23 protein-coding genes and 4 tRNA genes are annotated in these 26,031 nt (G+C 44.4%); 2 read left to right on the forward strand and 25 right to left on the reverse strand.

Translation table 11 applies throughout. From position 1 onward, the window contains the following. Positions 1–15: 15 nt before the first annotated feature. From rplD to rpsU, 23 genes are all read right to left on the reverse strand, one after another. The gene (gene rplD, locus DW121_RS02325; RefSeq protein ID WP_117710310.1) at positions 16–642 is read right to left on the reverse strand and encodes a 50S ribosomal protein L4; all 627 of its coding nucleotides are present in this window, start codon (positions 640–642) and stop codon (positions 16–18) included. Beyond that, on the reverse strand, positions 642–1,259 hold the full coding sequence (gene rplC / locus DW121_RS02330; RefSeq protein WP_117710311.1) for a 50S ribosomal protein L3: 618 nt from the start codon (positions 1,257–1,259) through the stop codon (positions 642–644). Before rplC ends, rplD begins: the two co-directional genes overlap by 1 nt. A gap of 19 nt (positions 1,260–1,278) precedes the next feature. Beyond that, positions 1,279–1,584 carry a 30S ribosomal protein S10 gene (rpsJ, locus tag DW121_RS02335; protein WP_004291244.1) on the reverse strand — a complete coding sequence of 102 codons (306 nt, stop codon included), beginning with the start codon at positions 1,582–1,584 and terminating at the stop codon, positions 1,279–1,281. A gap of 88 nt (positions 1,585–1,672) precedes the next feature. Next, entirely contained in the window at positions 1,673–3,790 is a 2,118-nt protein-coding gene (gene fusA, locus DW121_RS02340; protein ID WP_117710312.1) for an elongation factor G, read from the reverse strand. Between the two features lie 57 nt (positions 3,791–3,847). Next, the gene (gene rpsG / locus DW121_RS02345) at positions 3,848–4,324 is read right to left on the reverse strand and encodes a 30S ribosomal protein S7 (protein WP_005656559.1); all 477 of its coding nucleotides are present in this window, start codon (positions 4,322–4,324) and stop codon (positions 3,848–3,850) included. A gap of 156 nt (positions 4,325–4,480) precedes the next feature. Continuing rightward, positions 4,481–4,882: a 30S ribosomal protein S12 gene (gene rpsL / locus DW121_RS02350; RefSeq protein ID WP_004291249.1), complete on the reverse strand. Its 402-nt coding sequence runs from the start codon at positions 4,880–4,882 to the stop codon at positions 4,481–4,483. Positions 4,883–4,999: 117 nt separating this feature from the next. Then, complete coding sequence (locus DW121_RS02355; protein ID WP_117710580.1) at positions 5,000–5,311, reverse strand: DUF3467 domain-containing protein; 312 nt, start codon at positions 5,309–5,311, stop codon at positions 5,000–5,002. 596 nt (positions 5,312–5,907) lie between these two features. Continuing rightward, a complete protein-coding gene (rpoC, locus tag DW121_RS02360; RefSeq protein ID WP_117710313.1) occupies positions 5,908–10,203 on the reverse strand; it encodes a DNA-directed RNA polymerase subunit beta' in 4,296 nt (1,431 codons plus the stop codon). A gap of 114 nt (positions 10,204–10,317) precedes the next feature. Beyond that, the gene (rpoB, locus tag DW121_RS02365; protein ID WP_118322952.1) at positions 10,318–14,130 is read right to left on the reverse strand and encodes a DNA-directed RNA polymerase subunit beta; all 3,813 of its coding nucleotides are present in this window, start codon (positions 14,128–14,130) and stop codon (positions 10,318–10,320) included. Between the two features lie 105 nt (positions 14,131–14,235). Next, entirely contained in the window at positions 14,236–14,613 is a 378-nt protein-coding gene (rplL, locus tag DW121_RS02370; RefSeq protein ID WP_117710315.1) for a 50S ribosomal protein L7/L12, read from the reverse strand. Positions 14,614–14,673: 60 nt separating this feature from the next. Next, positions 14,674–15,195: a 50S ribosomal protein L10 gene (rplJ, locus tag DW121_RS02375; protein ID WP_009122244.1), complete on the reverse strand. Its 522-nt coding sequence runs from the start codon at positions 15,193–15,195 to the stop codon at positions 14,674–14,676. A 15-nt stretch (positions 15,196–15,210) separates the two neighbouring features. Further along, the gene (gene rplA, locus DW121_RS02380; protein ID WP_005656564.1) at positions 15,211–15,909 is read right to left on the reverse strand and encodes a 50S ribosomal protein L1; all 699 of its coding nucleotides are present in this window, start codon (positions 15,907–15,909) and stop codon (positions 15,211–15,213) included. A 15-nt stretch (positions 15,910–15,924) separates the two neighbouring features. Then, a complete protein-coding gene (gene rplK, locus DW121_RS02385; RefSeq protein WP_004291286.1) occupies positions 15,925–16,368 on the reverse strand; it encodes a 50S ribosomal protein L11 in 444 nt (147 codons plus the stop codon). A gap of 57 nt (positions 16,369–16,425) precedes the next feature. Beyond that, on the reverse strand, positions 16,426–16,968 hold the full coding sequence (gene nusG / locus DW121_RS02390; protein ID WP_004291287.1) for a transcription termination/antitermination protein NusG: 543 nt from the start codon (positions 16,966–16,968) through the stop codon (positions 16,426–16,428). A gap of 12 nt (positions 16,969–16,980) precedes the next feature. Further along, a complete protein-coding gene (gene secE, locus DW121_RS02395; protein WP_117710316.1) occupies positions 16,981–17,169 on the reverse strand; it encodes a preprotein translocase subunit SecE in 189 nt (62 codons plus the stop codon). Positions 17,170–17,183: 14 nt separating this feature from the next. Beyond that, positions 17,184–17,256 (reverse strand) — tRNA-Trp (locus DW121_RS02400). A gap of 53 nt (positions 17,257–17,309) precedes the next feature. Continuing rightward, entirely contained in the window at positions 17,310–18,494 is a 1,185-nt protein-coding gene (tuf, locus tag DW121_RS02405; protein ID WP_117710317.1) for an elongation factor Tu, read from the reverse strand. Positions 18,495–18,544: 50 nt separating this feature from the next. Next, positions 18,545–18,616 (reverse strand) — tRNA-Thr (locus DW121_RS02410). 16 nt (positions 18,617–18,632) lie between these two features. Beyond that, positions 18,633–18,715, reverse strand: a tRNA-Tyr gene (locus DW121_RS02415). 83 nt (positions 18,716–18,798) lie between these two features. After that, positions 18,799–18,872: transfer RNA gene (locus DW121_RS02420), tRNA-Thr, on the reverse strand. Positions 18,873–18,965: 93 nt separating this feature from the next. After that, positions 18,966–19,265, reverse strand: coding sequence for a ribosome hibernation-promoting factor, HPF/YfiA family (gene hpf, locus DW121_RS02425; protein WP_005656567.1), 300 nt, complete (start codon positions 19,263–19,265; stop codon positions 18,966–18,968). Between the two features lie 16 nt (positions 19,266–19,281). Continuing rightward, a complete protein-coding gene (gene xerA, locus DW121_RS02430) occupies positions 19,282–20,166 on the reverse strand; it encodes a site-specific tyrosine recombinase/integron integrase (RefSeq protein WP_118322953.1) in 885 nt (294 codons plus the stop codon). A 70-nt stretch (positions 20,167–20,236) separates the two neighbouring features. Continuing rightward, positions 20,237–20,428, reverse strand: a complete 192-nt coding sequence (gene rpsU, locus DW121_RS02435; protein WP_002558090.1) for a 30S ribosomal protein S21 — start codon at positions 20,426–20,428, stop codon at positions 20,237–20,239. Positions 20,429–20,631: 203 nt separating this feature from the next. On the opposite strand from rpsU, the gene DW121_RS02440 reads away from it, so the two are divergent. Both DW121_RS02440 and DW121_RS02445 read left to right on the forward strand, forming a co-directional pair. Beyond that, the gene (locus tag DW121_RS02440; protein ID WP_118322954.1) at positions 20,632–22,425 is read left to right on the forward strand and encodes an aminopeptidase P family protein; all 1,794 of its coding nucleotides are present in this window, start codon (positions 20,632–20,634) and stop codon (positions 22,423–22,425) included. A 12-nt stretch (positions 22,426–22,437) separates the two neighbouring features. Then, the gene (locus tag DW121_RS02445; protein ID WP_117710320.1) at positions 22,438–22,953 is read left to right on the forward strand and encodes a gamma carbonic anhydrase family protein; all 516 of its coding nucleotides are present in this window, start codon (positions 22,438–22,440) and stop codon (positions 22,951–22,953) included. A 168-nt stretch (positions 22,954–23,121) separates the two neighbouring features. Here the strand turns inward: DW121_RS02445 and DW121_RS02450 are convergent, their stop codons facing one another. After that, positions 23,122–24,342: a 3-deoxy-D-manno-octulosonic acid transferase gene (locus DW121_RS02450; protein ID WP_118322955.1), complete on the reverse strand. Its 1,221-nt coding sequence runs from the start codon at positions 24,340–24,342 to the stop codon at positions 23,122–23,124. A 77-nt stretch (positions 24,343–24,419) separates the two neighbouring features. Then, positions 24,420–25,946 carry a glutamate--tRNA ligase gene (gene gltX, locus DW121_RS02455; RefSeq protein WP_117710322.1) on the reverse strand — a complete coding sequence of 509 codons (1,527 nt, stop codon included), beginning with the start codon at positions 25,944–25,946 and terminating at the stop codon, positions 24,420–24,422. Positions 25,947–26,031 lie beyond the last annotated feature (85 nt).

Below are 26,031 nucleotides of genomic sequence, written 5' to 3' on the forward strand. Positions count from 1 at the left end.
ATTTAAGCCTCCTTTTTACATTAAGATATTGTCGATAGCAGAAAGTGCACTTTCAGCAAACACAACAACGCCAGCGTCCAATACTCTGTAAGTATTTAACCCTGAGACAGTCTGCACATTGGCACCTTTCACGTTACGAGCCGACAAATATACGTTTTTATTTGCTTCCGGTAAAACTACAAGCAGCTTTTTGTCAGAAACTTTAAGATTTTTTGTCATAACAACAAAATCTTTTGTTTTAGGAGCTTCGAAATTGAAGTCTTCTACTACAACGATAGCATTATTCTGAGCTTTATATGACAAAGCTGACTTACGCGCCAGAGCCTTTACTTTCTTATTCAGTTTGAAGTAGTAATCCCTCGGTTTCGGACCGAATACACGTCCACCACCAACGAGTACCGGTGAGTTCATATCACCACGACGTGCACCACCGCCACCTTTCTGACGACCGATTTTACGAGTAGAACCGCTAATTTCGCTTCTTTCTTTTGACTTGTGTGTACCCTGACGCTGATTAGCCATAAACTGTTTAACGTCCAAGTAGATAGCGTGGTCGTTGGGCTCAATTCCGAAGATAGACTCGTTTAACGTAATCTTTCTCCCAGTGTCTTCACCTTTAATGTTATATACGTTAACTTCCATTATTTCTCAATTATTACGATTGAACCTTTGCAACCAGGAACAGAACCCTTAATCAAAAGGAGATTATGCTCCGCGATTACTTTTAATACTTGCAGATTTTGAACAGTCACTCTGTCTCCACCAAGCTGTCCACCCATACGCATTCCTTTGAATACTTTTGCAGGGTAAGAACAAGCACCGATAGAACCCGGCTTACGAGCACGGTTGTGCTGACCGTGAGTAGTCTGACCTACACCACCGAAACCATGACGTTTCACAACACCCTGGAAACCCTTACCCTTAGAAGTACCTACAACGTCAACAAAGTCAGCGCCTTCGAATAATTCTACGGTAACAGTATCACCCAGATTCAATTCTGTCTCAAATTCTTTGAACTCAGCCAAGTGTTTCTTGGGAGTTACTCCAGCTTTCTTAAAGTGACCCATAAGGGGCTTTGTAGTGTGCTTTTCCTTTTTATCTTGGAAACCCAACTGAACAGCTTTATAGCCATCCTTTTCTACAGTTTTCACTTGAGTAACAACACAAGGACCTGCTTCGATAACAGTGCATGGTACATTCTTACCCTCGGCACTGAAAACGGATGTCATTCCGATTTTTTTTCCTAATAATCCTGGCATTTCACTAATTTTTTAATACTTACACTTTGATTTCTACTTCCACACCACTCGGTAACTCCAACTTCATCAGAGCATCTACTGTCTTAGCTGTTGAGCTATAGATGTCAATCAATCTCTTGTAAGAAGAGAGTTCAAATTGTTCACGTGACTTCTTGTTAACGAAAGTCGAACGGTTTACGGTAAAGATACGCTTATGCGTAGGAAGAGGAATTGGACCGCTAACGATGGCGCCCGTTGTCTTCACCGTTCTTACAATCTTCTCAGCTGACTTGTCAACCAAGTTGTGGTCGTAAGATTTCAGTTTGATTCTAATTTTTTGACTCATTACTGTCTTAATTATTAATAGTGTTATTATATAAGATAAAGTTCCGTAGGTTAAGAGTCATTCGCTAACCTACGGACTTTAGTTATTTTTAGATTAAGTCTGTGCGACCTTTTACTTCTTCCAATACTGCCTTGGCAATAGAGTTAGAAACCTGAGCATGGTGAGAATATACCATTGAAGAAGTTGCACGACCAGAGGTAATAGTACGCAGTGCTGTTACGTAACCGAACATTTCTGCCAGGGGAACCATTGCCTTCACGATACGAGCACCGGAACGGCTTGATTCCATACCTTCCACCTGACCACGGCGCTTGTTCAAGTCACCGATAACATCACCCATATTTTCTTCCGGAGTAACAACTTCCAGTTTCATGATAGGCTCCATCAATACCGGACCTGCCTTAGCACAAGCGTTCTTATACGCCTGAATAGCACAGATCTCAAATGACAACTGGTCAGAGTCAACTGGATGGAAAGAGCCATCAAGCAGAGTTACCTTCAATGAATCCAGCGGATAGCCGGCCAACACACCATTCTTCATTGCTGTTGTGAAACCTTTCTGTACAGACGGAATGAATTCCTTAGGAATGTTACCACCCTTCACTTCATCAACAAACTGCAAACCACCTTGAGTAAAGTCCTCATCAACCGGACCAATGTTTACGATGATATCAGCAAACTTACCACGACCACCAGACTGTTTCTTGTAGACCTCACGTAAGTTAACAGTCTTCGTAATAGCCTCCTTATAGTTAACCTGAGGTTTACCTTGATTACATTCAACCTTGAACTCACGTTTCAGACGGTCGATGATGATATCCAAGTGAAGCTCACCCATACCGGAGATAACAGTTTGACCTGTTTGCTCGTCAGTCTTAACTGTAAACGTAGGATCTTCTTCGGCCAATTTAGCCAAACCATTAGAGAGCTTATCCATATCCTTCTGAGTTTTGGGCTCAACCGCGATACCAATTACCGGCTCGGGGAAATCCATAGATTCCAATACAATCGGTGCAGTCTCATCGCACAGCGTATCACCAGTATGAATATCCTTGAAACCTACACCGGCACCAATATCACCAGCTCCAATCACCTCAACAGGATTTTGCTTATTTGAGTGCATCTGAAACAAACGAGAAACACGCTCTTTCTTGCCAGAACGAGAATTATAGATATAAGAACCAGCCTCGATCTTACCGGAGTAAACGCGGAAGAAAGTCAAACGGCCTACATACGGGTCTGTTGCAATTTTGAATGCCAAAGCAGAAGTCTTTTCATCTTCACTCGGTTTACGATCTTCTTCAGCACCGGTTTCGGGGTTTGTACCAACAACATTTTCTGTATCCAGCGGAGAAGGTAAGAATGCGCAAACATAATCAAGCAGTGTCTGCACACCCTTGTTCTTGAATGAAGAGCCACACAGCATAGGAACGACAGCCATTTGCACTGTAGCGTTGCGGAGAGCTCTCAACACTTCTTCTTCCGTGATAGTAGAAGGATCATCGAAATATTTCTCCATCAAAGCATCGTCAAATTCAGCCACTTTTTCGAGCATTTTATCTCTCCATTCGTTAGCTTCGTCTACCAAGTTAGCAGGAATTTCCTCTACTGTATAGTCAGCACCCATAGTTTCATCATGCCAGTAAATAGCTTTCATTTTGATAAGGTCTACCAAGCCTTTGAAAGATTCCTCAGCACCAATAGGTACAACAATAGGACAAGGATTAGCGCCTAAAACGTCCTTCATCTGGCGAACAACCTCAAAGAAGTCCGCACCTGAACGGTCCATTTTATTAACGTAAGCGATACGTGGTACGTTATATTTGTCAGCCTGACGCCAAACGGTTTCAGATTGCGGTTCAACGCCACCTACTGCACAATAAGCAGCAACGGCACCGTCAAGAATACGCAAAGAACGTTCTACCTCAGCGGTAAAGTCAACGTGTCCCGGAGTATCAATCAAATTGATTTTATAAGTATCACCGGCATATTTCCAACGAGTAGTAGTAGCAGCAGAAGTAATAGTGATACCACGTTCTTGCTCTTGCTCCATCCAGTCCATTGTAGCGGCACCATCGTGTACCTCACCGATTTTGTGGGTCAAACCCGTATAAAACAAAATACGTTCAGAGGTTGTTGTCTTTCCGGCATCGATGTGAGCCATGATACCGATATTACGTGTCAAATGTAAATCATTCTTTGCCATTTTCTAATTCCTTTTACTTTAAGTTTTTAATCTTCGATTGGTTAGTCTCTTATAGTATTAGAATCTAAAATGGGCAAATGCACGGTTAGCTTCAGCCATTCTGTGCATATCTTCTTTACGTTTGAAAGCACCGCCTTGTTCATTAAAAGCGTCCATGATTTCAGCTGCCAGCTTGTCAGCCATAGACTTACCACCACGCTTGCGTGCAAAGATAATCAAGTTCTTCATTGAGATTGATTCCTTGCGGTCAGGGCGAATTTCAGTAGGAACTTGGAAAGTAGCTCCACCCACACGGCGAGACTTCACTTCCACTTGAGGGGTAACGTTGTCCAAAGCTTTTTTCCAGATTTCAAGAGCAGATTTCTCTTCATTCTGCATTTTATTCTTCACTGTTTCCAAAGCGGCGTAGAAGATTTCATAAGAGGTATTCTTCTTTCCGTCATACATCAAGTGGTTCACGAACTTGGAAACTTTCACATCATTAAAAACGGGATCCGGAAGGATAATACGTTTTTTAGGTTTTGCTTTTCTCATTTGTCTGAAAGAATAATGTTTTTCGTTCTTGGTTGTTTACTTCTGTCTTCTTCAACTCTCCCTCCGGAGTGTTTACTCAACCTTTAGCATTTCCAACAAACTAAAACGTAAGTTATTACTTTTAATTTTACTGTTTATAAGTTTCGGCCGCTTCAATTATTTCTTCTTAGCGGGAGCTGCCTGCCCCGGTTTCGGACGTTTAGCGCCATATTTGGAACGTCTTTGAGTACGATTGGCCACACCCGCGGTATCCAAAGTACCACGAACGATGTGATAACGCACACCCGGAAGGTCTTTCACACGACCACCGCGTACCAATACGATTGAGTGCTCTTGCAAATTATGGCCTTCTCCCGGAATATAAGAGTTCACCTCTTTACCGTTAGTCAAACGTACACGAGCTACTTTACGCATAGCTGAATTCGGTTTTTTCGGAGTGGTTGTATACACTCTCACGCAAACGCCACGTCTTTGAGGACAAGAATCCAAGGCGGGAGACTTACTTTTCTCTACCAAAACCTCGCGTCCTTTTCTTACTAATTGCTGAATTGTAGGCATTGTAATTGTTTTTAGTTATATATTATTGTTTATATTAATTCAAAACTATACACTTTTGGGCTGCAAAGATACTAATAAGTTTTGAATAATCAATGCACTACAAGTTTTTTTTTGGTTTTATGCTTCACCCTTGATGTTGGGCAACGGAGGAAAGGGTTGCTCGTCCGGCATACGGATAGGACCGAAAGCACGTTCGTATTTACCTATATTTTCTTCGAGCGCACGCAGCAGACGTTTGGCATGTTCAGGTGCCAGCACAATACGCGACTGCACTCCGGCTTTGGGCATCCCCGGCATTACCCGTACAAAATCCATAATAAACTCTGAACTAGAATGAGTGATAATGGCAAGGTTAGCATACGTGCCTTGGGCCACTTCTTCTTTCAATTCGACTTGCAATTGTCCGTTATTATTCTCTTGATTTTCCATATTGCTATACATTATTATATGATTGAGAGACAAATATACTTCTTTCATTCAGAACACGCAAGATACTCCAGCTTAAAAGCGATTAGTCTTCGTAAAGAACAAAAAAGCACGCTTCCTCAAGTATATCAACCTGAGAGAGCGAGAACTTTATACTACCACCATACTCTCCGACTACTTTTTTGTTATACTCCTCCCCTTTTCACACAGTGCCAGCTCAGGCCCTTACCAGTTCCATCTTTAACGAGAACATTTCGGTGTGCATCTCCTTGATGCGCTCACTCAGTCTAAAATAATCTTACAATACCTTTCTGTGACTCCAGATTAGTTTACAAGTCTACAAATTCCATAGCATCCTCTATACGTGTAGAAGCCGAATTCAGATGCATACTGGTAGAAAGTCTAGTGTAATTATGATGGCAAAGCACTGTGTTACGGTGAAACGCAACAGAAACATGACTTTCATCGGAGATTATACACCACCGATAAAGTATATGCTGAAACATTGCAAATAAAAGGAAGGACATAAAAAAAGAAGAGAACCAGCGAGGATTCTCTTCTTCCATTATAAAAATCAATGATTGTATTAGCGTAGTATATTACTCCTCTACCTTATCATCCACAGCATAGTCGAGCACCGTCTTCTTGTTGGCAAGCATACGATCGTACTCTTCTTTTGAACCGACAATTACCTTGTCAAACTCACGCTGACCGGTACCAGCAGGAATCAAGTGACCGCAGATAACATTCTCTTTCATGCCTTCCAAACGGTCTACCTTACCATTGATAGCGGCTTCGTTAAGTACTTTTGTCGTTTCCTGGAAGGACGCGGCAGACATGAAGCTCGAAGTCTGCAAAGCGGCACGAGTAATACCTTGAAGAATCTGTGTAGAAGTAGCGGGCACTGCATCACGCACTGAAACGGGCTTCAAGTCGCGGCGCTTCAACATGGAGTTCTCGTCACGCAACTTACGGGCAGTAACAATCTGTCCCGGTTGCAGATTCTGGGAATCTCCGGCATCGACTACCACCTTCTTGCCCCAAATGCGGTCGTTTTCTTCCATGAACTCGAGTTTGTCCACCACCTGTTGTTCCAAGAAGCGGGTATCGCCCGGCTCGTCGATTTCAACCTTACGCATCATCTGACGAACGATAATTTCAAAGTGCTTATCGTTAATCTTCACACCCTGCAGACGGTAAACGTCCTGTACTTCGTTCACGATATATTCCTGTACGGCCGTAGGACCTTTAATAGCAAGGATGTCGGCCGGCGTAGTGGCGCCGTCGGACAACGGAGTACCGGCACGCACGTAGTCGTTTTCTTGTACCAGAATCTGTTTAGACAGCGGCACAAGGTATTTCTTAACCTCTCCGGTCTTGGAGGTAACGATAATTTCACGGTTACCACGTTTCACCTTGCCCATTGTAACTTCACCGTCGATTTCGGAAACCACAGCGGGGTTGGACGGATTACGTGCCTCGAACAACTCAGTGACACGGGGAAGACCACCCGTGATATCACCCGCCTTACCAACAGCACGCGGAATCTTCACGATTACTTCACCGGCTTTCACTTTCTGTCCGTCTTCCACTACCACGTGACCACCCACAGGGAGGTTGTAAGTACGGATAAGTTCGCCGTCCTCGGTCATGATATGCGCAGTAGGAACCTTCGTCTTGTCCTTAGACTCGATAATGATGATTTCACGCAAACCGGTAGATTCATCGGACTCTACCTTATAGGTAACGTTTTCAATAACGCCTTCAAACTCAATCTTACCGGTAGCTTCGGTAATGATAACTGCATTGAACGGGTCCCAACGGGCAATCAGCTTGCCTTTCTCTACCACTTCACCGTCGGCTGCGTAGAGTGTAGAACCATAAGGTACGTTGTGTGTAGAAAGCACGATACCAGTGTTGACATCTACGAAGCGCACTTCGGCCAAACGGCCTACTACTACCTTTGCAGGTTCACCGGCCTCGTCAATAATATCTACTGTACGGAGTTCTTCGAATTCCAAACGTGAAGGATTCTTAGCAACGATACTTGCGTTGGCAGCAATATTGGCTGCCGTACCACCAGCGTGGAACGTACGCAATGTCAACTGTGTACCCGGCTCACCAATAGACTGTGCAGCAATTACACCGACAGCTTCACCCTTCTGAACCATACGACTGGTAGCAAGGTTACGTCCGTAACACTTGGCACAAACGCCTTTCTTAGATTCGCAAGTTAATACAGAACGAATTTCAACGCTCTCAATCGGAGAGTCCTCAATCTTCTGTGCAATGGTCTCGGTGATTTCTTCACCGCCGGCAACAAGCAATTCACCGGTTGTGGGATGAACGATATCATGTACGGATACACGTCCCAAAATACGTTCGTACAACGTAGCGATTGTTTCATCGTTATTCTTCAAGGCTGTACAAACCAACCCGCGAAGCGTACCGCAGTCTTCTTCATTGATAATCACATCGTGAGATACGTCAACCAGACGACGAGTCAAATATCCTGCATCGGCTGTCTTCAAAGCGGTATCGGCAAGACCCTTACGAGCACCGTGGGTAGAGATAAAGTACTCCAACACGGAAAGCCCTTCCTTAAAGTTAGAAAGAATCGGGTTCTCAATAATCTGACCGCCTTCGGCACCTGCCTTCTGAGGTTTCGCCATCAAACCACGCATACCGGAAAGCTGACGAATCTGCTCCTTAGAACCACGGGCTCCCGAATCCAACATCATATATACGGAATTGAATCCCTGGTCGTCGCTCGAAATGGTTTTCATCAGAATGTTTGACAACTCGGAGTTTACGTGTGTCCAAATGTCAATTACCTGGTTGTAACGCTCATTGTTGGTGATGAAACCCATATTATAGTTGTTGATTACCTGCTCCACTTCTTCATAGCCCTTCTGTACCAGCGCTTCCTTCTCTTCAGGGATAATAATATCACCCAAGTTGAACGAAAGACCACCCTTAAAGGCCATCTGATAACCGAGGTTCTTGATTCCGTCGAGGAAGTCGGCTGCCTCTGCCACACCACAAACCTTAATTACGTGGCTGATGATGTCACGAAGTGACTTCTTGGAGATAATCGTATTAATGTAACCCGCTTTGGCAGGTACAATTTCGTTTACAATGACACGACCTACTGAGGTATCGTGCATCATTTTGTCTACTACATTACCGTTTTCGTCAATGTCCTTAACGATAACACTGATAGGTGCGTGGATGTCACATTTACCTTCATTATAGGCAATAAGCGCTTCTTCGGGACCATAGAAAGTAAGACCTTCACCTTTAGCACCCTTGCGCAACTTGGTAATGTAGTACAAACCGAGTACCATATCCTGTGCAGGCACTGTGATAGGCGCGCCGTTAGCAGGGTTCAAGATATTATGTGACTGAAGCATCAGCATTTGCGCTTCCAAAATAGCTTCATTGCTCAAAGGCAAGTGAACGGCCATCTGGTCACCGTCGAAGTCAGCGTTGAATGCTGTACATGCCAACGGATGTAACTGGATTGCCTTACCTTCAATCATCTTAGGCTGAAAAGCCTGAATACCCAAACGGTGAAGTGTCGGAGCACGGTTCAACAATACCGGATGTCCTTTCATTACGTGTTCCAAAATATCCCAAATAACGGGCTCCTTGCGGTCTACAATCTTCTTTGCGCTCTTCACCGTCTTCACGATGCCGCGCTCAATAAGTTTGCGGATGATGAACGGCTTGTAAAGTTCAGCTGCCATGAGTTTAGGAATACCGCACTCGCCCATACGCAATTCCGGACCTACAACGATTACGGAACGTGCTGAATAGTCGACACGCTTACCCAGCAAGTTCTGACGAAAACGTCCCTGTTTACCTTTCAAACTGTCGGAAAGTGACTTCAAAGGACGGTTGGCATCAGTTTTCACCGCACTTGATTTACGGGAGTTATCGAACAATGAGTCTACAGCTTCCTGCAACATACGTTTCTCATTACGCAAAATCACTTCGGGAGCCTTGATTTCAATCAGTCTCTTCAAGCGGTTGTTACGGATGATGACACGACGGTAAAGGTCGTTCAAGTCGGAAGTGGCAAAACGTCCTCCATCCAACGGTACCAACGGACGAAGTTCCGGCGGGATAACCGGCACGATACGCACAATCATCCATTCGGGCTTGTTGCGTCCACGTGATGCACGGAAAGACTCAACTACCTGCAACCGCTTCAAGGCTTCAGTTTTGCGCTGTTGTGAAGCATCGCTGCCCGCACGGTTACGCAGTTCATAAGACAATGAGTCGAGGTCGATGCGTGACAGCAAGTCGTAAATGGCTTCCGCACCCATCTTGGCAATAAACTTATTGGGGTCTGAATCTTCGAGGTACTGGTTATCGCTTGGCAACTTGTCCAACAAATCCAGATATTCTCCTTCTTCGAGCAAATCGAACTGTGCTACCTCGCCTTCCAAAACACCCGGCTGGATAACGACATAACGCTCGTAGTAGATAATGGCATCAAGTTTCTTGGTAGGCAATCCCAGCAAGTAACCGATTTTATTAGGAAGTGAACGGAAATACCAGATATGAGCCACCGGCACAACCAACTGGATATGTCCCATACGCTCACGACGTACTTTCTTTTCTGTTACTTCCACACCGCAACGGTCGCAGACAATGCCTTTATAACGGATACGCTTGTACTTACCGCAATGGCACTCATAATCCTTGATAGGACCGAAGATGCGCTCGCAAAACAAACCGTCACGCTCTGGCTTATACGTACGATAGTTGATGGTTTCAGGCTTTAAAACTTCACCACTCGAATTCTCAAGGATTTCTTCGGGAGAAGCCAAACCGATAGAGATTTTCGAGAAATTACTCTTTATCTTGTTATCTTTTCTAAAAGCCATACTTTTATATATAATTGATAATTGAGAATTAAAAATTGAAAAATAAACGTTGATAAGTCGGGAACTGAGAATTGAGAAGTATCATCTCCCAATTCTCAATTCTCAAATTTCAATTTATTCTAAGTTGATGCTCAAGCCTAAACCTCTCAACTCATGCAGCAATACATTCAGTGATTCGGGTATACCCGGAGCAGGCATCGGCTCACCCTTAACGATTGCTTCATAAGCCTTGGAGCGTCCGACAACATCATCAGACTTGATAGTCAGAATCTCTTGCAGGATGTGTGCTGCGCCAAATGCCTCAAGCGCCCAAACTTCCATTTCTCCGAAACGCTGACCACCAAACTGTGCCTTACCGCCCAACGGCTGTTGCGTAATAAGCGAGTACGGACCGATAGAACGCGCGTGCATCTTGTCTTCAACCATATGGCCGAGTTTCAACATATATGTCACACCTACCGTAGCCTGTTGTTCGAATGCCTCACCTGTACCACCGTCAAACAAAGTAGTCTTGCCATAGCGAGGCAGACCGGCCTTATCGGTCCATTCATTCAAATCATCCAGCGTAGCACCGTCAAAGATAGGCGTAGCAAACTTAACACCCAAATTCTTTCCGGCACGTCCCAAAACTGCCTCGAATATCTGACCGATGTTCATACGTGAAGGCACACCCAACGGGTTCAATACGATATCTACCGGAGTACCGTCCGCCAAGAACGGCATATCTTCCTGACGTACCACGCGCGAAACGATACCCTTGTTACCGTGACGACCGGCCATCTTATCACCAACACCGATTTTACGTTTCTTGGCAATGTAGACCTTAGCCATCTGAATGATACCTGCAGGCAACTCATCACCGATGGTGATAGCGAATTTCTTACGTTTCAACTCAGCATCGAGCTCTTTATATTTCTTGATGAAGTTCATCACCAATGCACGAATCAATCCGTTGGTGTGTTCATCTTTCGTCCAGTTACTCAATTGAATGGCAGTGAAATCCATGTCACTGAAGTCAGAAGCGGAGAACTTAGCACCCTTGCTGATTACTTCGGCTCCCATATAGTCCTTCACACCCTCGGATGTGTAGTTTTCAGTGAGCTTCAGGAGCTTGTTCACCAATATCTTCTTCAGGTCGGCTACCTTACCGTCAAACTCATCGTCAATCTTCGGCAGCAATGCTTTGTCCGCCAATTTAGAACTACGAGTCTTGATGACACGAGAGAACAGACGCTTGCCGATAATAACACCCTTCAAAGAGGGAGATGCCTTCAAAGAAGCGTCTTTCACATCACCGGCCTTATCACCGAAGATGGCACGAAGCAACTTTTCTTCCGGAGAAGGATCGGATTCTCCCTTCGGAGTAATCTTACCAATCAAAATGTCACCCGGCTCGATGCGGGCCCCCACACGAACGATACCATTCTCGTCGAGGTCTTTTGTGGCTTCTTCACTTACGTTAGGAATATCGGAAGTCAGCTCTTCCATACCGCGCTTCGTTTCACGAACTTCCAAAGAGTACTCTTCTACGTGTACGGAAGTCAAAAGGTCTTCGCGAACCACGCGTTCGTTCAATACGATAGCATCCTCATAGTTGTATCCCTTCCAAGGCATATAGGCAACCAACAGGTTCTTACCCAAAGCAAGCTCACCCTGTTCGGTAGAGTAACCTTCGGTAAGGATTTGTCCCTTCGTTACGCGCTGACCCTTCTCGCAAATAGGACGAAGGTCAATCGTCATATTCTGGTTGGTACGACGCCATTTAGGAATAGTATATTCTTTCAGTGCAGATTCGAAGCTTACGAACTCTTCGTCTTCCGTACGGTCGTACAGAATACGGATAGTCGTAGCATCTACGAAATCAACCACACCTTCTCCCTCGGCAGTAATCTGCGTACGAGAGTCACGTGCAAGCTGGCGTTCGATACCTGTACCTACAATCGGAGCTTCACTTTTCAACAAAGGAACTGCCTGACGCATCATGTTTGATCCCATCAACGCACGGTTAGCATCGTCATGTTCCAAGAACGGAATTAAAGATGCTGCAATAGAAGCAATCTGCTGGGGAGATACGTCCATCAATTCCACTTCATCAGGAGCTACAACCGGATAGTCGGCATCCTGACGTGATTTTACTCTGTCGCGAACAAAAGTTCCGTCATCATTCAAAGGTGCATTACCCTGAGCAATAATCTTTTCTTCTTCTTCTTCTGCTGTGAGGTAAACCAAACCTTCATCTGAAAGGTCCACTTTTCCGTTAGCCACCTTACGGTACGGAGTCTCAATGAAACCAAGTTCATTAATTTTAGCGAACACACAGAGTGAAGAAATCAAACCGATGTTCGGACCTTCAGGCGTTTCAATCGGGCAAAGACGGCCGTAATGAGTATAGTGTACGTCACGTACCTCGAAACCGGCACGCTCACGTGACAAACCACCAGGACCCAGGGCAGACATACGACGTTTGTAAGTGATTTCGGCAAGCGGGTTGGTCTGGTCCGTGAACTGTGACAGGGCATTCGTTCCGAAGAATGAGTTGATAACGGAAGAAATAGTCTTGGCGTTAATCAAGTCAATTGGAGTGAAGACTTCATTGTCACGAACGTTCATACGCTCACGGATAGTACGTGACATACGTGCCAAACCGATAGCAAACTGGTTTGACAACTGTTCGCCTACTGTACGTACACGACGGTTGCTCAAGTGGTCAATATCATCGACATCCGCTTTTGAGTTAATCAACTCAATCAGATATTTGATAATCTCAATAATATCTTCCTTGGTGAGGACACGAACGTCCATGTCAGTCGTCAAGTTCAACTTCTTGTTGATACGATAACGACCTACATCTCCCAAGTCATATCTCTTTTCTGAGAAGAACAGGTTATTGATAACCTCGCGCGCACTGGCATCATCAGCAGGATCTGCATTACGCAACTGGCGGTAGATGTAAAGCACAGCTTCTTTTTCCGAGTTACTGGGGTCCTTCTGCAGAGTATTGTATATAATGGAATAGTCAGACTGGTTCGGTTCCTCCTTATGTACAAGGATATTCTGAACACCTGACTCTAATATAATGTCAACATGTTCCGGCTCGATTACGGTTTCGCGGTCGATAACGACTTCGTTACGCTCGATAGAAACAACTTCACCGGTATCTTCGTCTACAAAATCCTCAATCCATGTTTTCAATACACGTGCCGCCAACTTACGACCTACAATCTTCTTGAGATTCGTCTTGTTCACCTTCACATCTTCTGCCAAGTTGAAGATTTCAAGAATGTCCTTATCATTCTCAAAACCGATAGCTCTCAGCAATGTGGTTACCGGCAACTTCTTCTTACGGTCGATATAGGCATACATGACATTGTTGATGTCGGTAGCAAACTCAATCCAAGAACCCTTGAACGGGATAATACGGGCTGAGTATAACTTAGTACCGTTGGCATGTACGCTCTGACCGAAGAATACACCCGGCGAACGATGAAGCTGTGATACAACAACGCGTTCCGCACCGTTGATGACGAACGTAGCCTTATCCGTCATATAAGGAATCGGACCCAGGAATACATCCTGAATAACCGTATCAAAATCTTCATGGTCGGGGTCGGTACAATATAATTTTAATTTTGCCTTTAAGGGTACACTATAAGTAAGCCCTCGCTCTATACATTCATCTATAGTATAACGCGGCGGATCAATATAGTAGTCCAAAAACTCAAGAACAAAATTATTTCTTGTATCGGCAATGGGGAAGTTTTCAGCAAATACTTTATACAGTCCCTCGTTCTTACGTTTCTCGGGTGGGGTATCCAGTTGTAAAAAGTCTTTGAATGACTTCAATTGTACTTCCAGGAAATCCGGATATTCCAGCGGATTCTTAGTCGAAGCAAAATTAACTCTTTGATTTACAGTATTTGAAGACATCTGTTAATGGATTTGTAGAACTTAATTTTAAATATATACACAAAAAGGTAAAGAACCCTTTTCACGAAGGGTTCCTTACCGAATTACCTGATTTACAGGTTAATGTTATTTAAGTTCAACTTCAGCTCCAGCTTCTTCCAATGTTTTCTTCAATGATTCTGCTTCGTCTTTAGCCAAACCTTCTTTTACTACGCTAGGAGCACCGTCTACCATGTCTTTAGCTTCCTTCAAACCAAGACCGCAAGCTTCCTTAACGGCTTTAACTACTTGAAGTTTAGCTGAGCCAGCGCTCTTCAATACTACATCGAAAGAAGATTTTTCTTCAGCGGCAGCAGCACCACCAGCTGCAGGACCAGCAGCAACAGCAACAGCTGCAGCAGCAGGTTCAATACCGTATTCTTCTTTCAGGATAGTTGCAAGTTCATTAACTTCTTTTACTGTCAAGTTAACTAATTGTTCTGCAAAAGCTTTCAAATCTGCCATTTTTGTATGATTTTAATTGTTTAATTACTAAAATAAATTGATGTTTTTTTGTTTCCGAAGTTACGCTTCGGGACGTTCACCGAGAGTCTTGAGAACTCCGTGAATGGTGTTACCACCTGATTGCAGAGCAGAAATAACGTTCTTGGCCGGTGATTGCAGCAAGGCAACGATTTCAGCAATAACTTCATTTTTACTCTTGATACTTACGAGAGCATCCAACTGGTCAGCACCAACATAGAAGCTTTCTTCTGCATATGCAGCTTTCAATCCGGGAATACCGTTCTTAGCTTTATCTTTCAGCAATTTAGCAGGTGCATTCGCTGTGTTGCAAAACATTACAGCTGTTGTACCCTTCATGCAGTCGTAAAGCGGAGAATAATCTTCTTCCAGGCTCTCCAATGCTTTGTGAAGCAATGTGTTCTTAACTACCATCAATTTGATGTCAGCCTTGAAACATAAAGCTCTCAACGCGCTTGTATCAGCTGCGTTCATAGCAGTAGTGTCTACCAAGTAGAAGTGACCGTATTCCTTAACTGTAGCAGCAATCTGCTCAATAATCGTACTTTTATCTTCCTTTCTCATTATTACTCCGTTTTATTAGATTTCTTCTACAGATTTCGGGTCAATCTTGATACCCGCACTCATCGTGCTAGAAAGATAAATACTCTTGATATATGTACCCTTGGCTGCGGTCGGTTTCAATTTATTCAAAGTAGAGATGAATTCTTTCGCATTGTCGCGAATTTGATCAGCACTAAATGAAACTTTACCGATAGAAGTGTGAACAATACCGCTCTTATCAACCTTGAAGTCGATCTTACCTTGTTTCACTTCTTTTACAGCTTTAGCAACATCCATAGTTACAGTGCCACTCTTCGGGTTCGGCATCAGTCCACGAGGACCGAGCACACGACCGAGTGCACCAATCTTACCCATGATAGACGGCATAGTGATGATTACATCAATATCAGTCCATCCACCTTTGATCTTTTCAATATATTCGTCAAGACCAACATAGTCAGCTCCGGCTTCTTTTGCAGCAGCTTCAGCATCCGGTGTACAAAGCACCAAAACGCGTGTAACTTTACCAGTACCGTGAGGAAGTGATACAACACCTCTCACCATCTGGTTAGCCTTACGCGGGTCAACGCCCAAACGTACGTCGATATCCAGAGAAGCGTCAAATTTAGTAAAAGTAATTTCCTTTACCAACTGAGCAGCTTCTTTGAGAGAGTATGCTTTCCCTGCTTCAATTTTTTCTGCAGCCAACTTTTGATTTTTTGTCAGTTTACTCATTCTAATTGAAGTTTATTAGTTATTAACCGGGAACTCCCCTTTTACAGCGATACCCATACTACGAGCTGTACCGGCAACCATCTTCATGGCAGCTTCTACAGTGAAACAGTTTAAGTCAACCATCTTGTCCTGAGCAATCGTACGAACCTGTTCCCAAGTAATCTCGGCAACTTTCTTACGGTTAGGCTCAGCAGAACCACTCTTTACCTTAGCTACTTCAAGTAATTGAATAGCAACGGGAGGAGTCTTGATTACAAAATCGAAAGACTTATCTGCGTAGTAAGTGATAATCACAGGAAGAATCTTTCCTGCTTTGTCTTGGGTTCTGGCGTTGAATTGCTTGCAAAACTCCATGATGTTGATTCCCTTAGAACCCAGAGCAGGTCCAACGGGAGGTGATGGATTTGCCGCGCCTCCTTTAATCTGTAATTTGATTAGTCCAGCAACTTCTTTAGCCATTTTTTAATTGATTTATATATAAACATTAATGAAGAATATTACAGCGTAACACCTGTACTATTCTTTTTCTACTTGCATAAAGCCCAATTCGAGCGGAGTTTTCCGTCCGAATATCTTTACCATGACCTTCAGTTTCTTCTTCTCGGTGTTCACTTCTTCAATGATTCCACTGAATCCACTGAACGGACCGTAATTCACCTTTACAGTCTCGCCGACTACATACGGGATATTCAGTTCTTCACCGGCATCCTGTAATTCATCAACTGTACCAAGTATACGATTCACTTCTGACTGTCTCAGAGGAACGGGTTTTTCCGAACCACCCAAGAACCCTATCACATTAGGAGTATTTCTCAGATGATGAGCTACCTCACCCACCAGAGCAGCCTCCACCAAAACGTAACCAGGGAGATAACTTCTCTCTTTCACAATTTTCTTACCATTGCGAACCTGATATACCTTTTCGGTAGGAATCAATACCTGAGATACATAATCACCAAGGTCGCTGTTTTTAATGTCAGCTTCAAGGTATTCCTTTACCTTAGCTTCTTTTCCGCTAATAGCACGCAGAACGTACCATTTCTTTTCAATCTCAGACATTTCTCCTTCTTTTTAATGTGGATAAACAAATTCCATTAAATGTTGGAAACAGAAGTCCATCGCAAACACTACCAATGCAATAAGCAGGGAAGCATATAAAACAACTACTGCACTGTTAGCAAGTTCAGAATACGTAGGCCACGACACTTTATGAACAAGTTCGTCGTAAGTTTCTTTAAAATAAGCTACTATCTTCTTCATTTCAAAAATATTAGCACGGGAGGAGAGGCTCGAACTCCCGACACCCGGTTTTGGAGACCGGTGCTCTACCAACTGAGCTACTCCCGTGTGAACATAATCAGTTCCCAGCAATACCGGGAACTGATTAAGATATTTGGTTATTAGTCGAGAATTTCAGTAATCTGACCAGAACCTACTGTACGACCACCTTCACGGATAGCGAAACGCAAACCTACGTTCAATGCTACCGGGTAGATCAATTCTACAGTGATTTCTACGTTATCACCAGGCATTACCATTTCAGTTCCTTCCGGAAGAGTGATTTCACCTGTACAGTCCATAGTACGCAAATAGAACTGAGGACGGTATTTGTTGTGGAACGGAGTGTGACGACCACCTTCTTCTTTCTTCAAAACGTAGATAGAAGCTTTGAATTTAGAGTGAGGCTTAATCTGACCCGGTTTACAAAGAACCATACCACGTTTGATTTCGTTCTTGTCGATACCACGGAGCAACAAACCTACGTTGTCACCAGCTTCACCTTGATCCAACAGTTTGCGGAACATTTCAACACCAGTTACAACTGATTTCTTATCTTCACCCAAACCAAGGATTTCAACTTCGTCACCTACATGGATAATACCAGCTTCGATACGACCAGTAGCAACAGTACCACGACCAGTGATTGAGAATACGTCTTCAACCGGCATCAAGAACGGTTTATCAACGTCACGCGGAGGCAATGGAATCCAAGTGTCGCAAGCGTCCATCAATTCCATAACTTTTTCTTCCCACTTTTCAACACCGTTCAATGCGCCAAGAGCAGAACCTTGAATGAAAGGAGTGTTGTCGCCATCGAATTCGTAAGCTGAAAGCAGTTCACGCATTTCCATTTCAACGAGTTCCAACATTTCAGGGTCATCTACCATATCGCACTTGTTCATGAATACAACCAGTCTGGGAACGTTTACCTGACGAGCCAACAGGATGTGTTCGCGAGTCTGAGGCATCGGACCATCAGTTGCAGCAACTACGATGATAGCACCGTCCATCTGAGCAGCACCAGTTACCATGTTCTTAACGTAGTCGGCGTGACCCGGACAGTCTACGTGAGCGTAGTGGCGGTTAGCAGTTTCATACTCAACGTGTGAAGTATTGATAGTAATACCTCTTTCCTTTTCTTCAGGAGCGTTGTCAATCTGATCGAATGATTTTACTTCAGAAAAACCTTTTTTGCCCAACACTGTAGTGATAGCAGCAGTCAACGTGGTTTTACCGTGGTCTACGTGACCAATTGTACCAATGTTTACGTGCGGTTTGGTACGTTCGAATTTCTCTTTAGCCATAGCTTTACTTGTTATTTATTTGATTAATAATCAGCTTTTACATCTTTATGAGCTGTTACCGGGACTTGAACCCGGGACCTCTTCCTTACCAAGGAAGTGCTCTACCGCTGAGCTATAACAGCAGGGAAACCGGAGTTGTGGGCAAAGATGGATTCGAACCACCGAAGGCGTAAGCCAGCAGATTTACAGTCTGCCCCATTTGGCCACTCTGGTATTTGCCCAATATATAGAACTCTTTTTCCCTCTACCGGAATCCTCGTAAGACATCTTTTAAAGTCTTTCGACGATAATTCACTTTCTTTTGAGCCTCTTGTCGGATTCGAACCAACGACCCCGAGATTACAAATCACGTGCTCTGGCCAACTGAGCTAAAGAGGCAGGCTTAAAAAATGCAACCGTAACGTTCTAGTGCGAGCGAAACGGCTGCAAATTTAGGCATTTATTTTTTACCCGCAAAATTTTAGCGGAATTTTATTTGCTCCGTTGTTTTTCCTTGTACTTAACCAGTTGTTTTTCCAAAGCTTCCAGACAAAGATCCACAGCTTCTTCAAACGTATCACAAACCTTATTGGCATAAAGTTCACCGTTGGGAACCAATACTTTCACTCCGGCTTCTTTATTTTCGGCTGTTTCCGGTTTAACTACCTTTAATGACACCTCTACTTTCTCTATATCGTCGTAAAATTTCTCCAACTTGGCAGCCTTCTTCTGAATAAAAGCCTGCAATTGCTCTGACGCATCAAAGTGAATCGATTGAATTCTAACTATCATACTTACCTCCTTTTCTTTAGGCCCGAGGATGAGCCTGATTATACACTTTTTTAAGCTCTTCAAAAGTAGTATGCGTATAAACTTCCGTAGTCGCCAGGCTTTCGTGTCCGAGCAGCTCTTTTATCGAGCCTAAATCAGCACCGTTATTCAGCATAGCCGTTGCAAAGGTATGCCTCAACACATGGGGGCTTCTTTTCTTTACAGTTACTACTTTTGACAGGTTCCGTTTCACAATATATGCTACGATACTACGAGTAAGCCGTTCACCGTTCTTTCGAAGAAAAAAAGCATCCGAACGAACCGGAAACGTTTCATTCCGTACATTGACATATTCCCGTATAGAGCACTCCAACTCCTTATCAAAAGGTATCAGACGTTGTTTATTTCGTTTTCCCGTCACTTTAATAAGGGAAGCTGAAAAATCAATATCTTTATCATCCAACCCGATTAATTCCGAAAGCCGTATGCCGGTTGCATAAAACATTTCGATAATCATACGGTCGCGACACCCCTCAAATCCTTCCCCAAAGTCCATATCATCCAATAACCTATCCAATTCACCCTCCCTCAAAAAAGTCGGAAGCGGCTTCTTTTTCTTCGGCCCCGTTATTTTCCGTAACGGATCCAGCTCCACCTCCCCCTTTCGCAAAAGGTATTTATAATAAGTACGGATAGAACTCAACTTTCGGTTTATCGTATTAGAAGCACAGCCTTTATCCATCAAGGAAGTAATCCATTCACGAACAAGCCCCGCATCCACATCCGACGGAGTTAAATCTCCCAACAATTCTTCACCAAACTTCTGCAGTTCAAGAATATCTGCCTGATAGTACCTTACGGTACCTTTGGAATAGTTCCGTTCATACAGAAGATAATCAAGAAAAGAATCTGTCAACAACATATCGTTACATCTAAATCATGCAACGAATGTATGAAAAAGAATCCAATAATTCAAAGGAAATTACGAATTATTAATCTTCTACTTGTTGAAGTTGCTGAACGTAAACTGCACGTTCTTTCTTAAGTCTTTTAGTTACAGACGGTTTATCAAACTGTTGTCTGCTTCTCAACTCTTTAACGATACCAGTTTTTTCAAATTTTCTTTTAAATTTCTTCAGCGCTTTTTCAATGTTTTCGCCTTCTTTTACAGGTACTACAATCATTTTTTTGTTTTTAAAATTTAATGGTTTATAAAATCTCACGATCAAATTGAGCGGCAAAATTACACATACTTTCTTTATTCACAAAACTTTCGGCGAAAAAAACGATAATCCCAATACAAAATATCCGCCTTTCTTTCTGAATCTACTCCATAATTAAAGTAAAGTGAGTATCTTTGAAAGCACTTACCAACACCTTATATAATATGAACTCAACAATAAACGAACGTATTTCCGCCCTACGGGCGCACATCGCCAAAGAAGATATACAGGCGTTCATTATTCCAAGTACAGACCCTCACCTTAGTGAATACGTAGCGCCACACTGGCAGTCGAGAGAGTGGATTTCAGGTTTTACAGGTTCTGCGGGCACGGTAGTTGTCACGGCGCAAGAGGCCGGTTTGTGGACAGATTCCCGCTATTTCCTCCAAGCTGCCCGGCAAATAGAGGGAACCGGCATCACATTATTTAAAGAGATGCTGCCCGAGACACCGAGTATTCCCACATTCCTGAGTTCACAGCTGAAGGAAGGCGATACTGTGGGCATAGACGGGAAAATGTTCTCTGCCAGTGAAGTGCAACACCTGCAACGGGAACTGGAGAAAAGCGGTATCCGTGTAAAAAGCATTGCCGACCCCATGCAACTGTTATGGAGCGACCGGCCGGCAATGCCGTTGGCTCCGGCATTTGTTTACGACACGAGGTATGCGGGCAGGAGTTTTACGGAAAAGCTGTCGACTATCCGGAAAGAGATGGGAAAAGCGGGTGCAGAGGCCTTGCTGCTGTCGGCACTGGACGAGATAGCCTGGCTACTCAACATCCGGGGAAATGACGTACATTGCAACCCGGTTGTCGTGAGTTATCTGCTGATTGGGGAATACGAAGTACATTACTTCATCCAACCGCAAAAGGTCACATCCGAACTGGCTTCATATTTTAACGCAAACGGCATTTCCGTACATGTATACGAAGAAATTGAAGATTACCTCAACAACTTTAATGCGAAAAGCATACTGGTAAATCCCGCAAAAACAAATTATGCTATCCATTCGGCCATCCACCCCGGATGCCGGATAATTAGCGGGGCATCGCCTGTCACTCTGCTGAAAGCCATTCGCAACGAACAGGAGATAACGGGGATTCACGCAGCGATGCAAAGAGACGGTGTAGCATTGGTAAAGTTTCTGAAATGGCTGGAAGAAGCCGTTCCTACGGGTCGGGAGACAGAAATCAGTGTAGACAGAAAGCTGCACGCCTTCCGGGCTGCACAACCGCTCTACATGGGAGAGAGTTTCGATACGATTGCCGGCTACAAAGAACACGGAGCCATCGTCCACTATGAAGCCACGCCCGAAACGGATGTGACGCTAAAGCCGGAAGGTTTCCTGCTGCTGGACTCCGGAGCGCAATATCTGGACGGGACAACGGACATTACCCGCACTATCGCTCTCGGCAATCTGACGGAGGAAGAAAAGACCGATTACACCTTAATATTAAAAGGACATATCGCACTGGCAATGGCTGTATTCCCCGAAGGCACTCGCGGAGCGCAACTGGATGCACTGGCACGTATGCCGATATGGAAGCAACACATGAACTATCTGCATGGAACCGGCCACGGAGTGGGACATTTCCTCAACGTGCACGAAGGTCCGCAAAGCATCCGGATGAACGAGAACCCCGTTGCCTTGCAACCGGGTATGGTTACTTCCAACGAACCCGGTGTGTACAAAGCCGGAAGTCACGGCATCCGCACCGAAAACCTGTTGCTGACCGTTCCTGCCGGCGAAGGTATGTTCGGCAACTATCTGAAGTTTGAAACCATCACCCTATGCCCCATCTGCCAGAAAGGCATCATCAAAGAACTGCTGACAACAGAAGAAATCGAATGGCTAAATGAGTATCACCGGACTGTATACGAGAAACTGGCACCGGACTTGAACAATGAGGAAAGAGAATGGTTGAAAGAAGCGTGCAAACCATTAATCACTAACCGCTAATCACTTAATAAAATGGCTTTAATAAAATCAGTAAGAGGATTCACTCCGGAAATCGGAGAAAACTGTTTTTTAGCTGACAACGCCGTTGTCATCGGAGATGTAAAAATGGGACGGGATTGCAGCATTTGGTTCAGTACCGTATTGCGGGGAGACGTTAACTCCATCCGTATCGGAAACGGCGTAAACATTCAAGACGGAAGCGTGCTGCACACCTTATACGAGAAATCTACAATCGAGATAGGAGACCATGTTTCCGTGGGACACAATGTAACCATCCACGGAGCCACCATCAAAGACTATGCACTCGTAGGCATGGGCTCCACCATTCTGGACCATGCCGTAGTAGGCGAAGGCGCTATTGTAGCCGCCGGTTCATTGGTACTCAGCAATACCGTAATAGAGCCGGGAAGCATTTGGGGCGGCGTACCTGCCAAGTTCATCAAGAAGGTAGACCCTGAACAGGCTAAAGAATTGAATCAGAAAATTGCGCACAACTATCTGATGTACTCAAATTGGTACAAGGAATAAGACGCTCCGGCCGTTTACTAAAACTCCGCCGACGATTTAGTAAATCGTCGGCGGAGTTTTAGTAAATCGTCGGTAAAGTTTTAGTAAATCGTCGGTAAAGTTTTAGTAAATCTTTGAGGAGGGTTTACCTGCCCGTTTCAAAACATAAAAAGAGAAGTAAGAACGGACTTAAAAATTTATCATGCTCAGCACCTTATCCGTTGCTCCGGCATTATCGGTGACGTAAGCTCCGGCATTCATTCCGGCTTCACGAAGAAAGACTTCATCTTCCAGCATACGGTCGAGCAATGTTTTCAACTCCTCATAGTTCTTGATAGAGAACCCGCCCTTCGCTTCCAAAAGATGGACAGCTTCCTGAAACTTCTGATATTTCGGGCCGAAGATTACCGGAATACCATACACCGCAGCTTCCAGCGTATTATGAATGCCTACTCCGAAACCACCGCCGATATAAGCAATCTCCCCATAGCGGTAGATAGAAGAAAGCAGCCCGAAACAGTCTATAATCAAACAATCCGCCTTACGGACATTCTTCTCATCTGCACGAGTGTATCGCACATACGGACGTTTCAGTTTACGGATAATCTCCACCAAATGATTTTCATCGATTACGTGCGGAGCAATAATCAGCTTTACTTCCGGATGCCGGTTAAAGTATTCGATAAACAAATCCTCGTCGGGTTGCCAGGAACTTCCGGCAACAAAAGTCATTGTATTATTCTTGAACAGCTCAACCAGCGGCAGGTCCTTAGCCTCTTCCCGAATTTGAAGTACACGGTCGAAGCGGGTATCGCCCACCACAGTCACCCGATTGATGCCGATTTTAGACAGATAGCGTTTGGAACGTTCATTCTGCACAAATATATGGTCGAAATTACGCAGCACGTTTCTATACGTTCCGCCATACCATTTAAAGAAAACCTGCCCGCGGCGGAAGATGGAAGACACGCTATAAACAGGGATACGACGCTTGTGCAACTCATCCAGATAGTTTTTCCAAAACTCATACTTGATGAAGAATGCCATGCAGGGATTCACCAAGTCGAGGAACTTCTTCACATTGCGCGGCTTGTCGAAAGGCAGGTAGCAAACAATATCCGCCCCCCGGTAATTCTTACGCACTTCGTAGCCCGACGGCGAAAAGAATGTCAGCAAAATACGATAATCGGGATATTTGGCACGTATCTTCTCCATCAACGGACGTCCCTGTTCAAACTCGCCCAGAGAGGCTGCGTGGAACCAGATGTAGCGCGCATCCTTCTCCAACTGCTGTCGGAGAAGTTCGTACACCACCCAGTGCCCCTTCATCATCTTCCGCGGCTTGCGGCTGAAAGGGGCAGCCAGATGCACTACAATATCGTAGATTATTATTGCTAAATTATAAAGCATACTACCTCAATTAAGAATGAAGAATGAAGGATTAAGAATGAAAACCGTATGACAAGAAATCCTTCATTCTTGATTATTTATTTCAATGTTTCGATAGCACGCTGAATGCGGGAAAGCGTTTCTTCCTTGCCCAGCAACGCAGTAATATCAAACATATGCGGTCCCTTGCACTCTCCCACCACTGCCAGACGGAAGGCATTCATCACATTACCCATGTGATATTCCTTTTCCGTAATCCAGCCGATTACAATATCTTCCGACGGTTTTGACGAGAAATCCTCAATGCCGCGAAGCACTTCCATCAACTCTGTCATGATGCGCGGAGTATCTTCCGACCAACGCTTCTTCACATCTTTCTCGGCATATTGACGGGGAGCGACAAAGAAGAAACGGGTTTGCTCCCACAACTCTTTTACAAAGTTGACGCGTCCCTTTACCAAAGAGACTACCGTAGTAAGGAATGTATCGCTGTATGCTTCTGGGTCTACGCCATTATCTTTCAGCACCGGTTTGAAAAGTTCAGCAAGTTCTTCATCCGATTTTTGAAGAATATATTCATGATTGAACCAGATACCTTTCTTATAGTCGAACTTAGCGCCCGACTTGCTGCAATGGCTCAGATTGAACAGTTTCACAAGCTCGTCCATCGACATCAGTTCCTGGTCGTTGCCCGGATTCCAGCCCAGCAAGGCAAGGAAGTTGATAACAGCCTCGGGCAGATAACCCGATTCGCGATAGCCCGAAGACACCTCACCCGACTTGGGGTCGTGCCATTCCAACGGGAATACCGGGAAACCGAGACGGTCACCGTCGCGCTTGCTGAGTTTGCCATTGCCTTCGGGCTTCAGCAACAACGGCAGATGCGCGAAAGCCGGCATCGTATCTTCCCAGCCGAAAGCACGATACAACAGCACGTGCAACGGAGCGGAAGGCAGCCATTCCTCACCGCGGATAACGTGAGAGACTTCCATCAAATGGTCGTCCACTATATTTGCCAAATGGTAGGTGGGCAGTTCGTCTGCCGATTTATAAAGAACTTTATCGTCAAGGATAGACGAGTTTATCACTACTTCACCGCGAATCAAGTCGTTCACATGCACATCTTCATTCGGCTCTATCTTGAAGCGGACTACATATTGTTTGCCCTCTGCAATCAGCGCATCCACTTCCTCTTTGGAGAGCGTCAACGAATTGCGCATCTGCATACGCGTAGAGGCATCATACTGGAAATTGGCTATCTCCGCACGCTTGGCATCCAGCTCTTCCGGAGTATCAAAAGCGATGTAAGCCTTGCCGGCATCCAACAGCACCTGCACGTACTTCTTGTATATTTCACGACGTTCGGACTGACGGTACGGACCATGCTCACCGCCAAAGCTGACTCCTTCATCAAAAGGAATGCCCAGCCACTTGAAAGACTCCAATATGTATTCTTCCGCTCCCGGCACAAACCGGTTAGAATCAGTATCTTCAATACGGAAAATTAAATCTCCTCCATGCTGACGCGCAAAGAGATAATTATATAACGCAGTACGCACACCGCCGATGTGCAACGCCCCCGTAGGACTTGGGGCAAAACGGACTCTGACTTTTCTTTCTGTCATAATCTATCTTACTTATAAATAAATTAGACGGCAAAATTAAACCTTTTTTTCCATACTATTGTTTTTTTTTGTACTTTTCGCAAAA

It is taken from the genome of Bacteroides sp. AM10-21B, assembly GCF_003472565.1.
GTDB classification, from domain to species: domain Bacteria; phylum Bacteroidota; class Bacteroidia; order Bacteroidales; family Bacteroidaceae; genus Bacteroides; species Bacteroides propionicigenes.